Source organism: Kitasatospora sp. NPDC047058 (assembly GCF_040643935.1).
Lineage (GTDB): Bacteria > Actinomycetota > Actinomycetes > Streptomycetales > Streptomycetaceae > Kitasatospora.
In genome coordinates this window covers 1-2386 of the sequence record NZ_JBEYVJ010000702.1, presented here as the reverse complement: position 1 = coordinate 2386, position 2386 = coordinate 1, and the positions used below count along the sequence as shown (strand labels likewise).

Annotated in this window: 2 protein-coding genes; both read left to right on the top strand. The window is 72.9% G+C overall.

Going from position 1 to position 2386, the window contains the following annotated elements; translation table 11 throughout:
• Positions 1 to 106: 106 nt before the first annotated feature.
• Complete coding sequence (locus ABZ885_RS39510; RefSeq protein WP_360199785.1) at positions 107 to 829, top strand: response regulator transcription factor; 723 nt, start codon at positions 107 to 109, stop codon at positions 827 to 829.
• Between the two features lie 266 nt (positions 830 to 1095).
• Complete coding sequence (locus tag ABZ885_RS39505) at positions 1096 to 2349, top strand: serine hydrolase domain-containing protein (protein ID WP_360199783.1); 1254 nt, start codon at positions 1096 to 1098, stop codon at positions 2347 to 2349.
• Positions 2350 to 2386: the final 37 nt, after the last annotated feature.

The following is a 2386-nucleotide window of genomic DNA, read 5'->3' as shown; positions in this document are numbered from 1 at the left end:
CGTGTCTGACAATTCGCGTCGGATCCGACGCGAATTGTCAGACACGCCTTCGGCCCGCAGCAGCCGGGCCCGCACACGAGGAAGGTGGAGCCGCGAGATGGCGAGCATGACGGCGGGCGCCGGGGCGCCGGCGCCGGTCAGGGTGTTCCTGCTGGACGACCACGAGGTGGTGCGCCGCGGCGTCCACGACCTGCTGGACGGCGAACCGGACCTGGAGGTGGTCGGCGAGGCCGCCACCGCGGAACAGGCGCTGGTCCGCGTCCCCGCGCTGCGGCCCGACGTCGCCGTCCTGGACGTGCGGCTCGGCGACGGCGACGGCGTGGCCGTCTGCCGCGAACTCCGCTCCCGGATGCCGGACCTCGCCTGTCTGATGCTCACCTCCTTCGACGACGAGGAGGCACTGCTCGACGCCGTGATGGCGGGCGCCGCCGGCTACGTGCTCAAGCAGATCAGCGGCACCGACCTGGTCGCGGCCGTCCGGACGGTCGCCTCCGGCCGCTCGATGCTGGACCCGGGCGCCGCGACCCGCCTGCTCAACCGCCTGCGCAGCGACGCCGAACCGGCCCAGCCGTCCCACCAGGGCCCGGAGCTGACCGCGCGCGAGCAGGAGGTGCTGGCGCTGGTCGGCGAGGGGCTGACGAACCGGCAGATCGGCGAGCGGCTCTACCTGGCGGAGAAGACGGTGAAGAACCACGTCTCCCGGCTGCTCGCCAAGCTCGGTGTGGAGCGGCGGGTCCAGGCCGCACTGATCGCCACCGAGCTGCGCCAGTCGGCCGCCGCCGCGGCGCAGCCGGCGCACCCGCGCGGCCTCGGCGGCCTGCGCGGCTGACCACTGCACGGCTGAAGCCTCCACGGCTCACTCCACGGCTGAAACACTCCACGGCCACCCGCCGGGCCCGGTCCCCGGCGGGTGGCCATCGTGCGTACGGGCCCCGGGGGCGGCCGCCGCCCGGGTGGGCCGGAGCCGTGCCCGTTTGTCGGATGACGTTCCGTCAGAGATATTGGATCTTGGTCCCGACGTGGACCTGTTGTTCCAGATGACGAGAAGTCAGGGGAAGTCCGATGGCACGGATTGGATTCGTACGTTCGCTGGCCGTGGCTGCGGCCGGTGTGGTGGTCGTGGCGACGGGGGCCACGGGTGCGGTGGCGGCGCCCGCCGCCGCGGCGGTGCCGGACACCGCCGGCGTGCGCGCCGCGCTGCAGAGCGCGATGAACGCCGGGGCACCGGGGGCGTTCGCGGTGATCAGGGATCACGGCGGCGCGGAGACCAAGCTCTCGCTGGCGGTCGGCAAGGCCGACCTGGACGGGACGCCGATGAACTCCGACTGGCGGTTCCGGGTCGGCAGCAACAGCAAGATGTTCGCCGCGGTCCTGGTCATGCAGCTCGTCGAGCAGGGGCGGATCGACCTGGACAAGCCGCTCCGGGACTACCTCCCGGCCGGCACGCTGCCGGAGGGCTGGACGATGACCGGCCGCCAGGTGATGGAGCACCGCGCCGGCGTCTACGACCACACCAACGACCTCCTGGAGCAGGCCGGCGAGGAGACGACCAGCGCCTTCGAGGCCCGGATCCGCCACAACGTCTACGACCCCGCGAAGCTGGTGTCGATGTCCGTCGCGCACGGCGTGCAGTACACGCCGGGGTCGCGCTACTCCTACTCGAACACGGACTTCGTGCTGATGGGCCTGGCCGTCGAGCACCTCACCGGCCGGCCGTACGCGGACGTGCTGCGCGACGCGGTCATCGAGCCGCTCGGCCTGGACCGGACGTCCTTCGACGTCCCGCAGGAGGGCATCGAGGGCCGGCACGTCACCGGCTACCTGACCAACGACGACCGCGCCAAGCCGCTGCTGGACTCCACCCTGCAGACCGGCTCCTGGGTGTGGAGCGCCGGCGCGGTGGTCTCCTCCGCCCGCGACATGGACCGCTTCCTCACCGCGCTGGTGGCCGGCAGCGCCGGCGGGCTGGTCTCGGACGACTCGCTGCAGCAGATGACCAGCGTGCTGCCCACCCCCACCGCGAAGATCAGCTACGGGCTGGGCCTGCGGCAGATCGCGCTCTCCTGCGGCAACGTGTACGGCCACGGCGGGATCGTCCAGGGCTACCAGACCCAGTCGTTCACGACCCGGGACGGCAGCCGCAGCGTCGTCGTCTTCGCCAACGCCTCCAACAACGGCAGCGTGACGCAGGGGCTGATGAACGCGCTGGAGCCCGCCTTCTGCGGCAAGGCGCCTGCCAAGCCCGCCGCACCCCGCACGATGACCGCACCGGGGGCCGACGGCGGGCAGCAGGGCGGCCCGGCCGCCTCCCGTGACCTCGTTCCCGTCGTCGAGGACACCCGCATCTGACCCGTCCCGGCGGTGGCGGGCGGGGAGCACCCCGCCC